21 protein-coding genes and 2 pseudogenes are annotated in these 18,883 nt (G+C 41.8%); 17 read left to right on the top strand and 6 right to left on the bottom strand.

The features are described 5' to 3' along the window. Nucleotides 1-80 precede the first annotated feature (80 nt). Together AB6D93_RS09530 and AB6D93_RS09525 are read right to left on the bottom strand one after the other, a co-directional pair. Nucleotides 81-464 carry a VOC family protein gene (locus tag AB6D93_RS09530; RefSeq protein ID WP_017069423.1) on the bottom strand — a complete coding sequence of 128 codons (384 nt, stop codon included), beginning with the start codon at nucleotides 462-464 and terminating at the stop codon, nucleotides 81-83. After that, nucleotides 464-1,396 (bottom strand): LysR family transcriptional regulator, encoded by a 933-nt coding sequence (locus AB6D93_RS09525; RefSeq protein WP_065584581.1) that lies wholly within the window; start codon nucleotides 1,394-1,396, stop codon nucleotides 464-466. The genes AB6D93_RS09530 and AB6D93_RS09525 overlap by 1 nt, the downstream gene beginning before the upstream one ends. A gap of 455 nt (nucleotides 1,397-1,851) precedes the next feature. Here AB6D93_RS09525 and AB6D93_RS09520 point away from each other — a divergent pair, with 455 nt between their 5' ends. The 3 genes and pseudogenes from AB6D93_RS09520 to AB6D93_RS09510 all read left to right on the top strand — a co-directional run. After that, a complete protein-coding gene (locus AB6D93_RS09520; protein ID WP_102332044.1) occupies nucleotides 1,852-3,045 on the top strand; it encodes a glycine C-acetyltransferase in 1,194 nt (397 codons plus the stop codon). Nucleotides 3,046-3,155: 110 nt separating this feature from the next. Further along, nucleotides 3,156-4,187: an L-threonine 3-dehydrogenase gene (gene tdh / locus AB6D93_RS09515; RefSeq protein ID WP_017059546.1), complete on the top strand. Its 1,032-nt coding sequence runs from the start codon at nucleotides 3,156-3,158 to the stop codon at nucleotides 4,185-4,187. Between the two features lie 139 nt (nucleotides 4,188-4,326). Next, nucleotides 4,327-4,467 (top strand): annotated as a pseudogene (locus tag AB6D93_RS09510) (L-threonine 3-dehydrogenase); the annotation flags it as partial. Between the two features lie 111 nt (nucleotides 4,468-4,578). Here AB6D93_RS09510 and AB6D93_RS09505 read toward each other — a convergent pair. Next, nucleotides 4,579-5,616, bottom strand: coding sequence for a tyrosine-type recombinase/integrase (locus AB6D93_RS09505; protein ID WP_102332073.1), 1,038 nt, complete (start codon nucleotides 5,614-5,616; stop codon nucleotides 4,579-4,581). Nucleotides 5,617-5,749: 133 nt separating this feature from the next. Here AB6D93_RS09505 and AB6D93_RS09500 point away from each other — a divergent pair, with 133 nt between their 5' ends. The 4 genes from AB6D93_RS09500 (at nucleotide 5,750) to AB6D93_RS09485 (ending at nucleotide 10,773) form a co-directional block, all read left to right on the top strand. Then, entirely contained in the window at nucleotides 5,750-6,130 is a 381-nt protein-coding gene (locus AB6D93_RS09500) for a hypothetical protein (RefSeq protein ID WP_102332045.1), read from the top strand. A gap of 315 nt (nucleotides 6,131-6,445) precedes the next feature. After that, nucleotides 6,446-8,572: a P-loop NTPase fold protein gene (locus AB6D93_RS09495; protein WP_102332046.1), complete on the top strand. Its 2,127-nt coding sequence runs from the start codon at nucleotides 6,446-6,448 to the stop codon at nucleotides 8,570-8,572. A gap of 443 nt (nucleotides 8,573-9,015) precedes the next feature. Further along, nucleotides 9,016-9,858 (top strand): hypothetical protein, encoded by an 843-nt coding sequence (locus AB6D93_RS09490; protein ID WP_102332047.1) that lies wholly within the window; start codon nucleotides 9,016-9,018, stop codon nucleotides 9,856-9,858. A gap of 516 nt (nucleotides 9,859-10,374) precedes the next feature. Further along, nucleotides 10,375-10,773 (top strand): hypothetical protein, encoded by a 399-nt coding sequence (locus tag AB6D93_RS09485; protein ID WP_235612476.1) that lies wholly within the window; start codon nucleotides 10,375-10,377, stop codon nucleotides 10,771-10,773. 331 nt (nucleotides 10,774-11,104) lie between these two features. Here AB6D93_RS09485 and AB6D93_RS09480 read toward each other — a convergent pair whose 3' ends face one another. Continuing rightward, nucleotides 11,105-11,731 carry a phage repressor protein CI gene (locus AB6D93_RS09480; protein WP_102332048.1) on the bottom strand — a complete coding sequence of 209 codons (627 nt, stop codon included), beginning with the start codon at nucleotides 11,729-11,731 and terminating at the stop codon, nucleotides 11,105-11,107. A 91-nt stretch (nucleotides 11,732-11,822) separates the two neighbouring features. Between AB6D93_RS09480 and AB6D93_RS09475 the strand changes: the two genes are divergently transcribed. The 5 genes from AB6D93_RS09475 (at nucleotide 11,823) to AB6D93_RS09455 (ending at nucleotide 14,925) form a co-directional block, all read left to right on the top strand. Next, nucleotides 11,823-12,035, top strand: coding sequence for a hypothetical protein (locus tag AB6D93_RS09475; RefSeq protein WP_029203682.1), 213 nt, complete (start codon nucleotides 11,823-11,825; stop codon nucleotides 12,033-12,035). A 114-nt stretch (nucleotides 12,036-12,149) separates the two neighbouring features. After that, on the top strand, nucleotides 12,150-12,698 hold the full coding sequence (locus tag AB6D93_RS09470; RefSeq protein WP_102332049.1) for a phage regulatory CII family protein: 549 nt from the start codon (nucleotides 12,150-12,152) through the stop codon (nucleotides 12,696-12,698). Between the two features lie 335 nt (nucleotides 12,699-13,033). Beyond that, entirely contained in the window at nucleotides 13,034-13,351 is a 318-nt protein-coding gene (locus AB6D93_RS09465; protein ID WP_102332050.1) for a hypothetical protein, read from the top strand. Further along, nucleotides 13,348-14,514: a replication initiation protein gene (locus AB6D93_RS09460; RefSeq protein ID WP_102332051.1), complete on the top strand. Its 1,167-nt coding sequence runs from the start codon at nucleotides 13,348-13,350 to the stop codon at nucleotides 14,512-14,514. Before AB6D93_RS09465 ends, AB6D93_RS09460 begins: the two co-directional genes overlap by 4 nt. A gap of 174 nt (nucleotides 14,515-14,688) precedes the next feature. Further along, nucleotides 14,689-14,925: a hypothetical protein gene (locus tag AB6D93_RS09455; protein ID WP_102332052.1), complete on the top strand. Its 237-nt coding sequence runs from the start codon at nucleotides 14,689-14,691 to the stop codon at nucleotides 14,923-14,925. Between the two features lie 11 nt (nucleotides 14,926-14,936). Here AB6D93_RS09455 and AB6D93_RS09450 read toward each other — a convergent pair whose 3' ends face one another. Then, the gene (locus AB6D93_RS09450; RefSeq protein WP_102332053.1) at nucleotides 14,937-15,509 is read right to left on the bottom strand and encodes a DUF2913 family protein; all 573 of its coding nucleotides are present in this window, start codon (nucleotides 15,507-15,509) and stop codon (nucleotides 14,937-14,939) included. A gap of 140 nt (nucleotides 15,510-15,649) precedes the next feature. Between AB6D93_RS09450 and AB6D93_RS09445 the strand changes: the two genes are divergently transcribed. The 3 genes and pseudogenes from AB6D93_RS09445 (at nucleotide 15,650) to AB6D93_RS09435 (ending at nucleotide 16,500) form a co-directional block, all read left to right on the top strand. Next, nucleotides 15,650-15,907 carry a type II toxin-antitoxin system Phd/YefM family antitoxin gene (locus tag AB6D93_RS09445; protein WP_102332054.1) on the top strand — a complete coding sequence of 86 codons (258 nt, stop codon included), beginning with the start codon at nucleotides 15,650-15,652 and terminating at the stop codon, nucleotides 15,905-15,907. Continuing rightward, nucleotides 15,895-16,188 (top strand): annotated as a pseudogene (locus AB6D93_RS09440) (type II toxin-antitoxin system RelE/ParE family toxin). The gene AB6D93_RS09445 and the pseudogene AB6D93_RS09440 overlap by 13 nt, the downstream one beginning before the upstream one ends. Before the next feature lie 54 nt (nucleotides 16,189-16,242). Continuing rightward, nucleotides 16,243-16,500, top strand: coding sequence for a hypothetical protein (locus tag AB6D93_RS09435; RefSeq protein WP_102332055.1), 258 nt, complete (start codon nucleotides 16,243-16,245; stop codon nucleotides 16,498-16,500). A 576-nt stretch (nucleotides 16,501-17,076) separates the two neighbouring features. Here the strand turns inward: AB6D93_RS09435 and AB6D93_RS09430 are convergent. After that, on the bottom strand, nucleotides 17,077-17,292 hold the full coding sequence (locus AB6D93_RS09430; RefSeq protein ID WP_102332057.1) for a Fic/DOC family N-terminal domain-containing protein: 216 nt from the start codon (nucleotides 17,290-17,292) through the stop codon (nucleotides 17,077-17,079). Between the two features lie 190 nt (nucleotides 17,293-17,482). On the opposite strand from AB6D93_RS09430, the gene AB6D93_RS09425 reads away from it, so the two are divergent. Beyond that, the gene (locus AB6D93_RS09425; protein WP_102332058.1) at nucleotides 17,483-18,256 is read left to right on the top strand and encodes a ParA family protein; all 774 of its coding nucleotides are present in this window, start codon (nucleotides 17,483-17,485) and stop codon (nucleotides 18,254-18,256) included. A 16-nt stretch (nucleotides 18,257-18,272) separates the two neighbouring features. Next, nucleotides 18,273-18,572 (top strand): hypothetical protein, encoded by a 300-nt coding sequence (locus AB6D93_RS09420; RefSeq protein WP_102332059.1) that lies wholly within the window; start codon nucleotides 18,273-18,275, stop codon nucleotides 18,570-18,572. Nucleotides 18,573-18,883 lie beyond the last annotated feature (311 nt).

Below are 18,883 nucleotides of genomic sequence, written 5' to 3'. Positions count from 1 at the left end.
GGTCAGTTTCATTATTCAGATGACATGCTCTGTTTATTAAGAAGACGTTAGACTTGTACAGCTCTATATTTGATAAAGCTCTAGATTTCATAAAGCTCTAACGGAAGCCCGTCAGGATCGGCAAAAAAAGTAAATGCTTTACCTGTAAATTCATCAATTCGGATCTGTTCGACTTCGATTCTTTGTTCTTCCAAATAGCTTTTGATTTGTTGAACGTCATCAACACAAAAAGCTAAGTGTCTTAGCCCTTGAGCTTCAGGAAAGCTAGGCCTTTCTGGCGCGTTAGGGAAGCTGAATAGTTCTATTTGAGCACCATTAGGTAGCGCTAAATCAAGTTTGTACGACTGGCGAGCCTCACGATAGTTTTCGGCAATTATCTCAAGTTTCAAAATCTCAGTGTAAAAGTGTTTCGACGCGTCGTAGTTTGAACAGATTATGGCCGCGTGGTGTATTCCTTTCAGCATCAGTTTATTTCTCCTGCCAACTTGTCACCTAAGTGCTTCATGGCGTAATCAATGAATACACGCAGTCGTGCGGGCATATACTTGGTTTGAGCAAATTGCATCGCGATAGCACCATGGTAGTTACTCTTGATGGTCCAATCTTCCAACACTTGTACCACGGAGCCTTCAGCCAACGCATCTTGAATCACGAAGTCATGGAAAATACCGACGCCTAGACCTTCTTTCACACCTTTCAGTCGCATCTGCGAGTGGTTAACTGCGTAACGTCCACTGACGGGTACTGTGTGAAATTCATCATCTTTAAGAAAATCCCAAATGTGATCTTTGTCTGTCTCTGCAAGATACAAACAGTCGTGTTCAGACAGCTCGGTAGGGTGGTGAGGAATCCCCTTGGCATCTAAATAGTCAGGGCTTGCACACAACACGAGGTTTGTTTTTCCTAACTCTTTCAATACTAAGCTTTCGTCGGGCTTATCAGTCAGGCGGAAAGCAATGTCGATGCCTTGACGTAAAATATCGATGTCGCCGTCAGCCGCTCTCAATTTAAGTTGGATTTCTGGATACTGATTTAAGAATGGAACAACGAAAGGCTGCAATACCGAATTCAAGAAGGCTTCAGGCGCCGCTACCGTTATCGAGCCTGCAGGTTCGGTATGGTCGGAGGTAGACAGTTCAACGGCTTGTTGCGCTGCGTTGATCATCACCACACTCTGATCATAAACCAATTGACCCGCTTGCGTAATGATAAGGGTACGAGTGGTACGCTCAAACAGTTTCACCGATAGCGCTTTTTCCAAGCGGGTGATGAGCTTACTCAAGGCTGATGGTGTCACGCCTAACTGTTTTGCTGCAGCCGTAAAACTACCTTCGTTAACCACCAAAATGAACGAGGCGAGATCCGGAAGCAGGGCGATGAGTTTTGGGTTAATCATAAGTATCCAGTTAAGCTAGTTTCAACGATGAACTTAATGGTCATTGTGAGCGATTTACTTTGATTTGTGAATCAATTTCATTAATTGATTGACTTGATTGCTCTGATAGGTTGTTGTGTTTGAAGCTCATCTGTATAGCGGCGTTGCTGCTGCGCATTCTGAGATGAAAAATTGAGATTTGATATGAAAGCGAAATTAGACGGAAATTATAGCTAATTTGGCGTTTAAAAAAGCAGGTGAAGGGCGTTAATGTGCCCTATGTCACTGGGATGAACTATTATTAGTGCCTGTGATTCATTAATGTTTTTCCAACTAAAGGGATAATCGGAACGGGGATGTTCAACTAGAATATAGGCATAAGTTTTACAGTGTAAATGATCGTGTTGAGATCGTTTACATCCCTACATAAAGCGGCGCGCGATGCTGCTAAATTATAACTAGGAAGGAATGAGACAATGTCTTCTGCATTTTACCAACAGATTCAAACTCAAATCGAAGAAGTTAAAGAAGAAGGTCTTTACAAGTCTGAGCGCATTATTACTTCTGCACAAAAAGCAGCGGTTTCTATCTCGACTGGTGAAGAAGTACTAAACTTCTGTGCAAACAACTACTTAGGTCTTGCTAACCACCCAGCTCTTATCGAAGCAGCTAAAGATGGTATGGATCAGCACGGTTTTGGTATGGCTTCAGTACGTTTCATCTGTGGTACTCAAGATTCTCACAAAGAACTAGAGCAAAAGCTTTCTACGTTCCTAGGTAAAGAAGACACTATCCTTTACACATCTTGTTTTGATGCAAACGCTGGTTTGTTCGAAACAATTCTAGGTAAAGAAGACGCAATCATCTCTGACGCACTAAACCACGCATCTATCATCGATGGCGTTCGTCTGTGTAAAGCAATGCGTTTCCGTTACTCGAACAACAACATGGAAGAGCTAGAGCAGCAACTTATCGCTGCTAAAGAAGCTGGCGCTCGTCACACACTAATCGTAACTGACGGTGTGTTCTCAATGGACGGCGTAGTGGCTAACCTTCCTGCTATCTGTGACCTTGCAGACAAGTACGATGCACTAGTAATGGTTGATGACTCTCACGCAGTGGGCTTCATGGGCGAAAACGGCGCGGGCACTCACGAGTTCCACAACGTTGTACACCGTATCGATATCATCACTGGTACGTTAGGTAAAGCAATGGGTGGCGCTTCAGGCGGTTACACTTCTGGTAAGAAAGAAGTGATCGACTGGCTACGTCAGCGTTCTCGTCCATACCTATTCTCTAACTCTGTTGCTCCTGCAATCGTATCTGCGTCTATCCGCGTTCTAGATCTTCTTGCGGAATCTGGCGACCTACGTACTCAACTATGGGAAAACTCTGCTCACTTCCGTACTCGCATGGAAGAAGCTGGCTTCACTATGGGCGGTGCAGACCACGCAATCATCCCAATCATGCTTGGTGATGCAAAAGTAGCGGCTGAGTTCGCTGAGCGCGCACTAGAGAAAGGCATCTACGTTGTAGGTTTCTCTTTCCCTGTAGTACCAAAAGGTCAAGCTCGTATCCGTACGCAAATGTCTGCTGCACACTCTCGTGAGCAACTAGACCGCGCAATCGATGCGTTCATTCAAGTTGGTAAAGACATGGGTATCATCTAATTTTAAAGGGATGCCACGAGCATCCTTTAATTAGATAGAGCAACACCCAGTAGAACATATAGATTTTTGATTCTCGCCTTACAGTTAGGCGAGATGAACTAGGTAACATTATGAAAATTAAAGCACTTTCTAAGCTAAAGCCTGAAGAAGGCATTTGGATGACCGAGGTTGAAAAACCTGAAATGGGTCATAATGATCTTCTTATTCGTATTAAGAAAACCGCAATTTGTGGTACTGACGTACATATCTACAACTGGGATGAGTGGTCACAAAACACAATCCCAGTACCTATGGTAGTAGGTCACGAATACGTGGGTGAAGTTGTTGGCATTGGCCAAGAAGTTCGTGGTTTTGAAATCGGCGACCGTGTATCTGGCGAAGGTCACATCACATGTGGTCACTGTCGTAACTGTCGTGGCGGCCGTACTCACCTTTGTCGTAACACAACAGGTGTTGGTGTTAACCGCACTGGTGCGTTCTCTGAGTTCCTTGTGATCCCTGCGTTCAACGCATTTAAGATCCCTGCAGAAATCTCTGACGATCTAGCTTCAATCTTTGACCCGTTTGGTAACGCAGTACACACAGCACTTTCTTTCGACCTAGTTGGCGAAGACGTGCTAATTACTGGTGCTGGTCCAATCGGTATCATGGCTGCAGCTGTTGCTAAGCACGTTGGTGCTCGTCATGTTGTAATCACTGACGTAAACGAATACCGCCTAGATCTTGCTAAGAAAATGGGTGTGACTCGCGCAGTAAACGTGATGGAAGAGAAGCTTGAAGACGTAATGTCTGATCTTGGCATGACTGAAGGCTTCGATGTAGGCCTAGAAATGTCTGGTAACCCATCTGCGTTCAACAGCATGCTGACTAACATGAACCACGGCGGTAAGATCTCTCTACTAGGTATTCCACCATCAGACATGGCAGTAGACTGGAACCAAGTCATCTTTAAAGGCTTGGTTATCAAAGGTATCTACGGTCGTGAGATGTTCGAAACTTGGTACAAGATGGCTTCTTTGATTCAATCTGGCCTAGATCTAACACCAATTATTACTCACCATTACAAAGTGGACGACTTCCAGAAAGGCTTCGACATGATGCGATCTGGTATGTCTGGTAAGGTGATTTTAGACTGGGAGTAGGTTACTACCGGTTTTGAATATCAGAAGGCAACAGGTAAAACTGTTGCCTTTTTTGTCGCCATTCTGTAGCCATTCTGTAGCCATTTTTAATTGGTGATAAATTTAATCTATTGATATTTAATGGTTATTTTTGTTTTTGTATATAGTGGCAAGTTTGATTCAGTCAGGGTTAGACCTGTCACCAATCATTACTCATCACTTTAAAATTGATGATTTCCAAGCAGGCTTCGATGCTATGCGTAGTGGGCTTTCTGGCAAGGTTATTCTTGATTGGGAATAGATAAACTCAGGCTCTAAATAGTAAAAGGCGACAGTGAAAACTGTCGCCTTTTTGACTAATAAAACCGCTAAATAACGGTCGATTACAGTGTGTGTCGCCATTTTGTCGCCATTAATTTTCTAATGGGTTGAGGTGTACCGCTTGTATCAAATGTTCTGGTGCAAAATGTGAATACGCCATTGTTTGCTCAATTTTAGTGTGTCCAAGAATACGCTGTAACACCAAAATATCCCCTTTGTTCATCATAAAATGCGAAGCAAAAGTATGCCGTAAAACATGCGTCGCTTGTCCACTCGGAACGTGGCCAGGTAGAGCCCTTTTAATGTAGCGCCAGGCATCCTTGTAAGTAGTGTTGAAAATTTCATGGTTGCTCACCGCGATATCTAAGATCTCTTGATATAAAGCAGGTGAGATGGGCACACTTCGATTTCTCTTACCTTTTGTCTCGGTGTAAGTCAGTTTAAATTCAGCTACCTGTGAACGGGTAAGAGTTAGAGCTTCACTTATACGGGCACCGGTGGCTAAGCAAATCTTAGAGATTACAATGAGCTGTGGAATTGAGACTGTAATGACTCGATTGCAATTTTTCAGGTTAACTAAGAACTCTTCAATTTGTGGCTTGGTTAGATATGCTAGGTTCTTCTCACTTGTTTTGATTGTTTCGATAGCTTCAAGTGGATTGGGGTATTTCCATTGATTGTACTTAATTAGTTTCTTGAACATTCCCTTTAGATAAATCAATTCCGTGTTATGTGTTGTTGGTGAAATCTTAATAGATTTATTTTTGCCACGGTAGGGTATTCGCGCTGCACGATAGTCTAAGTAGTCTCGTTCTTTAAAGTGGGAGGCAATTGGATTTCCTAATTCTTCAATTGTCTTGGCTATTAGATCCCGAGCTTGTTTACCCGATTTCAACGTATGACCGTGTATGGTCCACCAAGTGTCTAACAGTTCGCTCATTCTACGGTGATCGGGTTTACTTCCCATCCATGGCTTATCGTCAATCTCCTTCATAGTGTGAAGCTCAAAAGCCTTTGCTTCGCCCTTAGTCGTAAACTTTTTACGAACACGCTTCCCCGTTCGCCCATTCGGGTAACATTCGCAGAGCCAAGATTTAGTAGAACCATCTTTTAAATTGCGGATAGACATAATAAAGCCTAAAATTACTGTATATAAAAACAGTATAATTGGGGCTAGAACGTAGAACAATGTTTTATATCGGACAAAAAGCACAGGTTAGGCTCCTATCTCAAAGTGCTAAGAAAGCTAATAGGTTATTGCTATGTATCAATCAATTCATGTGACTGCTGGATACAGTCACTTCAAAATTAACAGTGATGGTCCAATTGGGGTAAGTAAGAAGAACCAAGGGATGATTGATGCAGTTTTGAAGCTAGGTAACCGTTTTACTGCGCCATTTGGTGGGTTTATAGAAGCAGAGAACGTGATCGGTTTGAAATGGGTGAAGCTAGTTGATATTAAATATCTGTGCACCGATGAGGAAGCCGAAACTATCGAGTACGTGATACAAAAAGACCACTATGTAGTGGGGACGTATCAAGACCGGAAGTTGTATATTTTATTGTTTGGTGGAGAGCCAAAACACCATCAGATTAAAGGTCTTGAACAAGATGGGAAAAACAATGTGTTTGGGTTGTTTTAATGTAGAGGTGATAATTTATAAATCAGTTAGACCAGAAACTTACAGTCCGTACTGTCGGCTTGATCTTCTAAATTAGCAAGTTGGCTAGCTCATTTTTGCCCCAAACTTGTTTAGAGTAATTGCTCGTAACATTTATTTTGTAATCTGTTTGCTCTAATTTTTCTCACGCATACTTATGTACTTGGTTGTGCATGTTACTATGTTGAGCTGCTTAGTTCTGGATATGCATATCCAGTCACTGAACTTTTTATCGAAAACTTGATAATTGCTTTAATGAGATATTAAAGCTCTTATACTCCTTATTTTGTGTGATATATGACTAGTTATAACAATGACCAACCTATTGCGTCTGAATGCGAAGATAAACTAAATAGACAACATTTTGCAAAAGAAATAGCTAGCCTTTTAGTTCTTGAAGCCGATGCTCCATGTTTGACGGTTTCTCTGGAAGGGAAGTGGGGACAAGGAAAGACCTCAATATTGAACATGGTGCAGGAAGTCTTTAGTCAAATGGATTTTCCCCCTGTTTTAGTTCAATACAACGCTTGGGCGAACGGTCAATCCGAGTCGTTACTTCAGGATTTTTTAATTCAGTTTACTTCTCAATTGGGCCTTGCAGATCATGCAGAAGAAGGAAAGCGAGTAGCTGAAGAACTTCTTTCTTATTCTAAGTTGTTTAGCGTAGCTAAATTGGTTCCTGGTGTGGAGCCGTGGGGCAGTTTAGTCGAAAACGTATTCAAGGGTGTCGGAGATGCAACACAATCGCTTAGTGACTTAAAGGAATTAGATATTGCAGGTAAAAAGGCACGAGTAGAAGAAAGCTTAAGAAAAATTGATAGGCCAATCGTGGTCATTATCGATGACATAGATCGTTTAACTCCTAAGGAGTGCTTTCAAGTTCTTCGTCTGGTAAAAGCTGTGGCTGACTTTCCTAGAACAGCGTTCATTTTAGCATTTGAACCTAATTACCTAGAGTCGGTATTGGCTTCTAATAATATCGACAATGCAAATGAGTATATAGACAAGATTGTGCAGTTGAGGATTCCACTACCAACAATCACAAGTAAAGATCTAGATGCGCTTGTAGATAGACATTTTGATATGATGGGAGATAACTTCTCTCTTGCCCACTACCAAGACGAACAGAATCGATTAGCATATATTTATCAACGATATCTACGATACATAATCACCAGCCCGCGTGACGTTAAGAGAGTGTTTAACCACTTTAAATTCGTCTACAACCTTGTTCAAAATCAAGTGTGTGTCACTGATCTCTTTGTTTTATCAGTTGTCGCAACAAAAGCCCACAAGATATATAGCCATATAAAGTCAAATCCAGCTCTGTATGCAGGTAAACGCAACTCTGGCTATTTTGATTATGGGTCACTTGACAAGGAAAAAGCGGCAGACCTTTGTAAGCAGCAACGCCTTAGTATCTATAATGCACTTTTGATTAATGAAAACAACGTATATGAAGACTTACTGAAGGAAATTTTCCCTTCGCTAGATTCAAAAAGCTACCAAACTTACGAAGTTTATGACGCTGATGCTTCAGGAAGAGTGGATCATATCAGTAGACTCTCTACAGCGCTCCATATTAGTACACCAAGAGGCTCGGTTTCAGACCAAGATGTGGCAACTTTTATTGAAAGCTCTGGTCAACGTATTGATATTCTTGAAAGCGCAATCTCCAATGGAGCTATCAAAAGGTTTCTTGAGTTATTCGAAATGTTTTTGGACAGAAGAAAGTTTAATGATGATGAACTTCTCCTATTAATTCGAGTTATTGTGGACACATTGTTGTCAGAAGATCTACTTGATGGGTTTGGTATTTTACACTCAGGGCTATTTGCTGAGAGCAATCTTTACGGCAATATCTGTAGGTTACTCAACCGAACTTTACGCGAATCAGAGAACAGAGAAGCTTTTGTTTGCTCAGTCATGCAAGAGTGTGTTCTGTTACCGTTTGTAGCTAGTTCAATCGTTCTGCTTAAAGCTCAATATAATGAAAGAAATTATGAACCTCCTTGGCTAGATGAAGAAACAATTAACAAAATGATTAAAGAATATATTCCTAAAGCTCGCGCAGTTTTACTTGATGATGTATTTCAATCAAAAGCTTTGGAATATCAAGTAATTAAACCATTGTGGCGTTATGATGAGGATGCAGCACTAAGTATTATTAAGGAAATAGGCCAAGACAATGTCTTCAGAGTTGGCTGGTTCCTTTTAGGGCAGATTGGTTCAGATAGTGTGAAAGGCCATTATCTCTCGGTAAATCTAGATAAAGCATGTAGTGTACTCAACTTAGATAGGCTCAAAAAAGAATCTCAGACTGTGAAAGAAAGTGAATTGTCTCGAGAAGATATCGTCATTGCACGTTCAATTGTTGATGGAAAAGCACACTACTTAGCTGACGGTGAGGTAGTTATAGATTAGCTACACAAGAGTTCAAGATCTCACTTCCCTCATCTTAACCAACCGAGCTAGAGCTTCTAATCTAGCTCATTTTTGTCCAAAATGTCTGAATCTGAATCTGAATCTGAATCTTAATATTTGTCATTCTCTAGCTCGAAAATGCCCCAAGATCGTTCAGAGTTAATACTCTATATATTTTAACGGCGTGTATTTCCCCTATCAAATCTAATCCAATTCATCAGGATTAGACCATGCGTACTTGAGGCATGAATTTGTTGAAAATCATATTGCTCAATATCGCTGGAATCAATTGAGAACTTACTTCGGCAAGTTCTGAAGTTCACATCCTAGGCGCAAGGCAATACGGGCATTAGATTGAGCGTGAGTATCATTAGCGTTATGATTGGTTGCATATAATTACAGAAAAAGTCCGTCGATAAAGCGCTGACTGTATAGGAGGTTTCGTGGATAGAGAAAAACTGTTTTCGTTTTATGAAAAAATTTACTTTCATGAAATGGAAACACGCGAAAAAATATTTACCCGTATTCAAATAACTTTTGCTCTATTTTTTACTGGGTATTCAATCGCCAGTTACATGTTAAGAATGCTTGATTTCACCTCATATAAGGAGGTGGCAACAACATTCGCAGCGTTAACAATTGTAAGTGGTTTTATTTCTCTAATCGGTGTTCGACATTTGGTTATTGCTTTTTGGGGAAGTGAATACAAAGGAATGTCGAGTCCATTAGAAACGGATAATTATCGCCTAGAGGTGCAAAAGTACGCGTCTTCGATTTTCGAATATAATGAACAATATCCCGATAATAAGCAGCCGATAGTCGATGTAGATGACATGGTTTCACAATTCATCTATGAACAATTGAGAGATTGTTCTTCTCACAATACCAAAGTGAATGATTCTAGGTTCGCACACACCCACAACTCTATTAGGTGGCTTTTAGTTTCAGCTATTCCTTTTTTAATAGCGAGCGCGCTATTTGTAAGCTTTGACCTTGATACATCATCACCACGTAAAGAAACCCTGATATATAATCGCTCGCTTGTTGAAGAAGTTGATAAACTGAGTCATAACATAGAGCAGGCAGCCTCAAATAACCAAAATTTCCAGGAGGATCAGAGAGAATGGCTACAAACTCAAAATCAGGTGTTACACCACCTCCGCCAAATGCACCAACAGCTCCAAAACCAAGAAAAATTATTGAAAATGGTAAACCACCAAAACGCTAAAGAGGACTTGAACAATGTCGAACAAGAAAAACCCACCACCACCGCCGCCACCAAGTAAGCCAGATACACGTTCAGTATTAGGAAGTGTCCCGCCTAGAGACAAAAAATAATACAGTTAACGAATAAGGATTTAGCGTTGCGTAGCCAACGTTAAATCCCAGATGTTTAACAAGCCCGAGTTGCTATATAAGTAAATTGTGCAATCTGCTCTAAAGGTTGGCGGCCTTGATGCTTTTCTCAAGGCGAGTAAGCTCACCGAATGGCAGAGACTTCATAGACCTAAAGTTTTACTTATGGCACTTTTCTAAAAAGTGCTAGCTCAGATCTGCCCCAAAATCACTTAGATTAAAGACTCTACACTATTAAGAGGGCGTGCGTTTACCCTACTAAAACTTATTCGATTGAGCTGATAACTCATCATTCCGTTACTAGGTGACATCTTGTACGCTAACTCCCCTTTATGTGGCATAAGGTATTGATTGTCAGTTGAGTTAATATGAAAATGAATGCCTCACCTAAGGATGAAAGACAACAATTTGTTGTCTAATAAGCGTTAGGGCTCTAGGAGAATACGGTGTTAAACAAAGATATCGCTAAATTTTCATACAAGTGCATGTCCGATTCTAAATGGAGAAAACTGTTCGGGGTTGTTAATGACTCAAGTTTGAAAATGGTACAATGTACGTGGAAACTTGTGGGTGAACAGCAATGCCGAAATGGCTTCGTTCCCGATTTAGAACAACTTGGTGACAATTACGTAGGCGACTGCGGCGCTTTGAATGGTCCTTTTGAATTCAGGCGTATTGAATGGCTTTTATTGCCTTATCGAGTTGAGTTTAAGCCATATAAAAATGCACCAACGCAATACAAAACGCAGGATTTAACGCCAATATTAGAGCATTTAAATATGCTCGGGAGTTTCGAAGTAGAGATGGACAAGGTAGGGTTGAGAATATATGGCTACAAGCCCTAACAAATAAGGATTAAGCGTTGCGTAGCCAACGTTAAATCCCAAGTGTTGAACAAGCCCGAGCCTCTATATAAGTAAATTGTGCGCCCTGCACTTATTGATAATTTGCTAATTTAGAAAAAGTGCTAGCACGTTTCTGTCCAAAAATGTTTCAGAACTACTTAGAGATTGCACAACGACCAATACTGGGCCAAAGAAGAAGACTGCCATAAGGTAGCCTTTTTCTTTGCAAGTGCCACTCCCCAAGAGGGGAGGCTGATAAGAGGCTCGTTAAGTATCGGTGACGCTATTAATCAAATTAGCTGCAGTGCTCTCAAACAGGTGAGTGCAACAGTTAACGCTTTTCCATTACTAACGCGACTCTACCTACAACCCTTACTTCATCTTCTTCGACGGTTAGAATCGAACCGTTAAAGCTGATTGCTAGTTTTTTGCCTGGTAAGCGCTGGATGTCGTTTAGCGAGAGTAGGCCGTCCATATTAACTAGGTATGTACCGCTTACTGCTTGGTGAGATTCTTTATTTATAAGGAACGTAGTAGTTCCATCTTTGATTGCTATTACATTACTCACATCTAACTCGTCTAGAAGAGTTTTATCGAATGCAAGTATCCCTTTCCCAACCAATTTACCGTCGTCAATAGAGAAACAGTCGATATCGAAAAGAGTTTTCGATTCGTTCTTCTTATTAATATGCTTTTGGGTTGGTGTTTTAGGGTACGGTTCGCCTTTATCGAGAAGTAACCATTCAAGTGAGACTCCAGTGCTCAAATGAGTCCTCACTGCAATTTCAAAGGGAGTAAGGTTTCTCTGTCGCCAAGTCGCGATTGTTGATTTTGGGATGCCAAATACGTCTGCTACATCCTGTTGGCGGTCTGAATTCGTGATATCTATCAACTTCTTGATAATATCCCTACCTCCCAAATACGATATTTGGTCTATTTTAAGTTGCTTGTTATTCATATGTGATCAATAATCGCAATTGAGTTCGGAATGGTGGGGTGCAACTCGTCATTCCGAAATTAAACATTCAATGACTAAACAGGATATCATTATGCTCTCATATCAAGTAGTCCTAAATACGCCTTTCATGACGTACGATCAATACTCTCAGTTCTCTGGAATGCCGAAGCGCACCATTATGGATTGGGTCGCTGATGGTCGCTTACCTATTAAAACTAAAGCAAAAGGTAAAGAAACCCCTCTCATCAATATGGTCATGTTGCTAGAAATGGCAACGCGTGAAACGTTGGAGAGAATGGGGTAAGTAGCCATGTGTTTATCTTTCATAATTTCGTCCAAAGATTTTTGTCCGTTGGGGCTAAACATTCTTGGTTGGAGTTTCGTTGTCGTCTCGTTTGTCTTCAAGTGAGTATTGGTTATGAACGGAACTGACTCAATAGGCGAGTTCTCTCGCACAAAACAAGGGGCCTTTAATGAGGCGTGTTGCGTGTTTGCTAGGTCAGAGAATATGGCTAGGCTGGCAGAGGTTATAGGGATGAGTCCGACCATGCTGCGGAATAAACTTAACCCTGAGCAGCCTCATGTCCTGAGTTGTGTTGAAGCCATCACTCTCGCCAAAGTGAGTGGCAATCATACCATCGTAAACAGCTTGCTTCTTGGGTTGGGGGTGGTCACCGCTCATATAACATCTGATAGCACGGAAGACACCTTTGTTCAAAGCGCATTAGAGAACTCGATCTATTCGGGTGAATTGTCTCGAATGGCGTTGGAGTATGCAGGAAATCATCGCCTAACTCGCACTCAAAAACATAAGATTATTCATACCGCGCACACCAGCATCAGCATTCAGGTAAAACTCATCAGGAGCCTGGAAAAACTGAATCAAGGTGGTTGTCTGCTTAAAGCCATAGAGGAGGCGGCAGACGCTAATGGTTTATTTGTTTCAAACATCAATTCGGAGCAATGATGTCTATTACTCCGTGCGATAAGTCATGTCCTGAAACGTCTGGTCATGGATTGACGGAGGAAGATAAGCGTAGAGGCCTTAGGTATATCAGGCGTATTCGACGCGAGTTATGTGATCGTCAACTTTCTTCATTATGGGTTGAGCAGGCGAGGTTAATGACCCAATTAAGGCGTTCGAACCATGTGTTTGAACAAGTACGACTGCGAATTCGTTTATTCGGCCTTGAGAAGCGAATACAAAGAATCAGACAACGTTGGCTTTGACGCATTTTAATTTTCCAGAGTTGCGTTATTGGTTTCTCAGAAGGTGAGCGTTATTTAGCCGAGGTCAACTTTATGAATCATCATGTGTTTGCGGTCGTACAGGGTAAAGTTATTCAAACCAGTATTGAAGCAGTCTTCAATTTAGTCTTAAAAGGTAAAGAAGAGTGGCGTGATGCAGTCTGTTGTCCTTCGAAAAGGCGTTCGATAAAAATTGACACCCGTGGCGGCTACGAAAGCTCGAAAGGAATGGCTTTGACTGGCTCTCAAATCTTGTCAGAGAGAGTCAAGAGGACTGATTCAGTAACGGCGCTCAACGCTCAAGACAATCTCTCTTGCTTTGTTTTTTCTAAAGGTGAGTATGGGCAAGGTGCACCGAGGGTGATGAGATGACGGCTCACTCTGAATACGCTGCGTCTTCATCCATTTCGTGTTTGAGTCGGCTACTTGAGGAAGCGCCTTATTTTTCGAGGTGCAGTGACAATAAAACCGCGATGCTCATCAGACCTCGAAACTATGCGGTCAGATGGCCGTATATGCAGGTTAATCGTAAAGATATGCAGGCGTGGATGGTGTTTGACATCGATCATGACCATCGAGCTGTCCCCAACCTCTATATTTGGCAAGATGAAGGCTTGCCACCCCCTAATCTAATCGTTCGAAACCGCACCAGTAATAAAGCCCACCTTTTTTACGCTATTGTGCCGGTTTGCACCAGCGATCAAGCACGATCCAAACCCATTCAGTACCTCAAAGCCATTTATCGCGCCTTAGCATTACGACTTGAGGCGGACTTGAGTTATTCAGGCCCTGTTGCCAAAACGCCCTTTCATCCTTGGTGGCAGACGACCGAACTCCATCGGAGTGTCTATGAACTCAATGAGTTAGCGGATTCTCTTGAGCTGGAGACAACGCGGCCATGGCTTCGTCAAGATACTGATGTCTCTTATTCTCGAAACTGTACTTTGTTTGAACACACTCGCCGATACGCGTATGACATTGTCGACGAAGAAAGAGAAAAGGGCAGTTATACGAGCTTTAAACGCCGTGTCGAGAGTTTCGCTCATTATAAAAATACCGGCACCCCGGATAAGCCGCCTCTGAAGTGCTGTGAGGTGTTGGCGGTGGTGAAAAGTGTTTCCCGTTGGACCTGGGATAAATATTGTGCTCGGTCAGACTGCCAACGAGGTGTGATGAGGTTGGATAGTGGATTAAGTCTGCAGGAAAAGCAGCGTAGAGCGGCCAGAAGAACCCATAACCTTCGTAGGACGAAGACCACTCGCCGAATTATCCGCACATGTCAGGTTTTGTTACGCAAAAATCAGGAGCTCACCATTGGTTTGGTGGCGCGTAATGCGGACCTGTGTCGCCAGACCGTCAGTCGTTACATCTATTTGTTTGAATGGGTCAAGTCTGCTTTATCCGAAAATAGGCAAAATGGGCCAGAGCATCGTGGTGATTATGCTGTTCATCAGATATCTGCCCCTATAACGTTATACTGGGCGGAGTATGAAGTAGGGAAGAAGAAGGCGGTGCTTGAGTCAGCTTTTCCTTGAGTTGAAGAATAATGAGTAACTATCGAGTCAAAATAAGATCTCTTGGTAAATTTAATAATGAGTTTGAGTCGACATAACCCCATTTTATGCGATTAATGTCTCAATTCGTGCAAATATGGATTTACACACCCCAGATTGCTGTATATCTATACAGTACATAAAGAGGGGGGATTTATGTCTTTTAAAGATACAGAGACACTGTCAACAGGAATTGAATTCATTGTTGAAGCCGTGGCGGTGAAGACAAATGGCCAAGATCATTCAGCGTTAGGCTTATACCTGATCAGCTTACTGCTCGAAGATCAAAAGATTTCCCTTGATTGTGATGATAAAAGGAAAAGGCCGGTAGTACCACTTGGTAAGTCGCGTCAAACACATCTTGATATGGGTTGGAAGTGCCCTGCTTTTTAGATTTGGTTGTGTTAGCTAATTGGGTGAACTTGATAGTGATAGTTCTTCAACTCTTCACTTGTTTGGCACAACTCAAATGTGAAATAAGGCTGGGTGACTAAGCACTGAGTGAACCTGTCTAATTCATTCGTATGTATAAACAGCGAAATTGGTGCAATCTGACGGTTTTCATTATCGAAGCAGTTATCGATATGTGCTCTGTCGATATAAACAACGTCCATTTCCTGTTTAGGGGTCTCTTCAATAAGTTTTGTTTCTAATCCGCTCTTCTCGAAGTGTTCTAACAAGGCGTAAAGCTTATCAACGTCGTTTTGACTTTCTATCGCTGAATATTGAGATAAAACGCTCTCTAAGTGTTTTTCGATTGAACCAAACTTATTCTTCATCAAACAAACCGTTTTAAGCTTTTTCTTGATAATGCTATATCGAGCTTGTTTGATTTTTGGCTTCAAGAATTCAATGATGATTTTGTTTCGTTGCTCTTCTTTAACAAAGTGACTGGCAACGTTTACTTTGAAGTAAAGGTGGAGAAGAGTGTTTTCGAAGGTCGACTTAAGAAGTTGATGATATGAATGTTCTGACATTGTTCACATTGACTATTTATTGGTGAGGGTATCTTATCATAAGAATAGCAAGGCTCTAAGGTCGAAACCAAAGTGACGCAACTTGCTACAGTGAAAACGATACAATATATCACTTTATTGGTCTGCTTTTTGAGTAACTTATGAAAGTCGAGCTCGTTACTTCCCTTAAGCGTCAAGCCACCAAAACCCTCGCGGAACTACACGATACCAAAGAGCCTGTGTTAATCACCGAATATGGCAAACCTTCCGCGTATTTGGTTGATGTGGACGACTATCAGTTTATGCAAAACCGTTGGGCTATCCTTGAAGGGATCGCTCGCGGTGAGCGCGTCATCTCAGAAGGCACGTCACTGAGACATGATGAAGCTAAGGACAAAATGTCTAAATGGCTGAAGTGATTTGGAGTGAGCCCGCGTTATCTGACCTTAAGATATCGCGGAATACATTGCCCTTGAAAATCGGGTTGCGGCCAGGCAATTGGTTTAAAATATTTTCGACGAAGTTGAAGGCCTCAATGACTTTCCGGAGTCTGGGCGCCAGCCTCCTGAGCACCTTAATTATAGTAAAGTCGTATCAACCCTTGTCGCGTTTTTTACAAGCAGAGGGTGACAAGGTGTACATCTTGTTTGTAAGGCGCGCGGAGCGAGGTTTACGTCGATTTTTGCTGAGCAAACAGTAAAGCGTTTGTGCCACTTCTGATAAGCTGATGGCCTACATCTATTAAGGCATGAGCGTGGCGAAAAAGAAAAAAGCACTCCAATCTAGACGCATCACCCAACCAGGACCTTCGTGGACGGAGGCCAAGCTAGTCACCATTCGACGACATCGTATCGAGGGCACATTAAGCTTCGGGGTGTCGACCATCTCTAGACAGCAAGTCTTACCCGATTACGAACGTGTATGGGAACAAACCATCGTCGAAGAAGCTTACCAACAAGCGATTGTCGAGTTGTTAGATCAGGGCGAGGTCGTGTTAAGAGTAGAAGACTAAATGGGCTGCTCATTGGGATGTTTTCTTTCGGGGATTGCCTTTCAAAAAATTTTTTCCGAAACTTGTAGACTACAGCGTAGTCAACCTTAGTACCAGAGAATCGGGTGTGGGTGGTCTAAATACTCAATGCGTTTATTTACTATATCCGCCGTCTTCCCATTCTTTGCAATACCGTCTTATTAATAACCGAAATGAGAAATCGATGGTGCTCAATGGCGAGCCAGCCAGGTGCTCCTGAGTTTGGTTGTTAAATCTATGGGGTAGAAGGTTCACTCCTTTTTCTTGGCACTCTGTAATAGTCGCAATGAACAATGGGATTTCACTTCCAGGGTTTTGTCAAATTCTGCCCAAGGCGCGATTTGTTGGGGCGTGACTCAATTTTGCTGTGGCGCTCAACCTGTTGGCGATGCTTCTCACGCCAGTAGGTAAAACTGAGCAATTCTTTGGGATTAAGTTCGCGCGCGGTCGACATTGATTTTAAAATCATCCCAATGATGCTCCAGCGGTAAATAACCATGCGCGAGAAGGCTGTTTATTCCCTGGGTTATCCTTATTACTGGTGGCGTGTAAATGCTTTCACTCGTACGTTGATTCTTTAAGCTCGTTCTTATGATCTACGGACGTCGACTTGTTTGTCGATATGCTCGCTCCAAATACGGCACTTGAGGAATCAGATTTATGCTTAAACAGTGTACCAGTCGTAGTTACAATATTTTCAATTTCAGAACTCGACTTTGATTCTAGTCTTGAGGTTAGGTTAAACAACAGGTATTGGTTGGTGAGAAGCCTAATAACTTAATTCAACGTGGATAGAGCTCTCGCGGCTGGTGCCATCTTCTTTAGGGTTTTTATAGCCTTGATATTATTGATTAGTAACGGCTGGATAACTTTTAATGAAAAGTGTATTACATATGTAATACATTGACAGGGCGATGTATGTTTATTATTGTGTATTACACATGTAATACATTAGGTGTCTACTATGAAAACAAAGATCATCAGCGCAGCGAACCAAAAAGGTGGTGTTGGAAAAACCACGACTCTTGTCAATTTAGGAGCTGAGCTTGCACGAAAACGAAAAGTGTTAGTCATTGACCTTGATCCTCAAGGGAACTGCTCCAAAACGTTAACGGGACAACGTGATTTTAAGTTTGAAGATACGGTTGCTGCTTTGTTTGATAAACCTAAAGTTGTGTCCATTGTCGATCTAATTCAACCTGCAAAGCTTAATGGGAACTCCATTGAAAACCTCTATGTTGCTCCCGCTGATGTTCAGTTGTCACGTGTCATCGAAACATCACTGACAAAGATTAATCGTGAACGAATTTTAGAGAAGCAATTGGCGAAGTTAGGTGATACCTATGATTTCATTCTTCTTGATACTCCACCAAACTTATCCCTAACGACTCTTAACGCAATCCAGGCCTCAGACCTTATTTTGATCCCTGTTGATTCTGGTGCATTTTCACTGGACGGCATTAGTCCTTTACTCGAAGCTGTCTCTGAAATTAAGGATGACGAGGGCAACTATCTGATTCTGAGGAACGAGGTCGATTCAAGAAACGCTATTATTAATGAGTTCATTGATGAGGAATTGGAGGTAGTACAAGATAAATTGCTACCAGTATCTGTGCGTCGTTCTGAGCATGTCGGACAAGCTAATGCCGTTTCTTCTCCTGTGCGCTTTTATAAATCGGGCTCTCTTGTTAATAACGATTACCGAAAACTCGCTGCGTTTCTTTTAAATTTAATGTAATACATAGGTAATACACATGAGCAAGTTAAAGAAACGAGGAGCTATAACAGCTATCTCTAGTGACAAGAACGAGGGTTCAAGTAAGTCGACTGGAATTACGACTGTCAAAAAGAAGGTGACGACATCTTATAAGGTGCCTCCTCTGACTCTTAGAATGTCACTGACTGATAAAGAACGGATAACTGATTGGGTAGCAAATCTGCAAGAGCAGACAGAGAGAAATGTGTCTGCAGCGAAACTGTACCGAGCCTTGGCTTTATATCGAGATAAGATCGATGATGAAGATCTCATTGAGTTGATCAACAAAATGAATTAAATATGTATTACATATGTACTACATATCTTATATAAAGGCTCGTTATAGACTTTAAGCGTTGTCATAGGGCCTACCTCGGACTTAACTTCAAACACTGATGAACATGACACTTGAAGAGTCTTGTCACCTGTTCTGAGCCTCATTTCCTTGTAAAGACAAACACTTTAAATGTGTCTTATCACGACTTTTATCGTTGCCTTAGGCGTCACCCTATGGGCTAGGCCTGACTGCCCTAAGAGTCTTAGCGCCTTGTCGCTCCCTCCTCGTTGATCTCTCTGTCTTTGAATAAGTTCGAATAAGGGCTTGTTTTC

The organism is Vibrio sp. 10N.247.310.23 (assembly GCF_041467155.1).
GTDB lineage: Bacteria > Pseudomonadota > Gammaproteobacteria > Enterobacterales > Vibrionaceae > Vibrio > Vibrio crassostreae_C.
This window is presented reverse-complemented; position numbering and strand designations above follow the sequence as displayed.